This is a genomic window from Pseudomonas sp. AC463, from assembly GCF_979253585.1.
Map to the genome: position 1 here is coordinate 1 of NZ_CEEDDZ010000547.1, position 277 is coordinate 277.

The following is a 277-nucleotide window of genomic DNA, read 5'->3' on the forward strand; positions in this document are numbered from 1 at the left end:
GTGCGGGGCAGGACATCGACTTCATCTACGGGGTCATCAACTGGAAGGAAGCCGCCGATCCGCTGACCCAGGCATCGCTGGATTCGGAACTCGAGGCCGCCGTTCGGGCTGCTCCGCGGGCGGGGGAAGCGGCGGTGTGGGCCGATGGCCCCGGTGCGGAGACGGACCACGATATCGATGGCCGCGAGGCCGACCCGGCGGCGACGCTGGGCGATGCGCTGGTGCTGGCGCGGGAGACGGCGGCGCAGGTCAATGCCGCCGACACGCGCAGCCGGGC

Annotated in this window: 1 protein-coding gene; it reads left to right on the forward strand. The window is 72.2% G+C overall.

The window, feature by feature from the left end; translation table 11 throughout:
- Window positions 1-277 (forward strand): hypothetical protein (locus AC0IYH_RS31350; protein ID WP_471838121.1); only part of this gene is annotated, 277 nt, incomplete at both ends.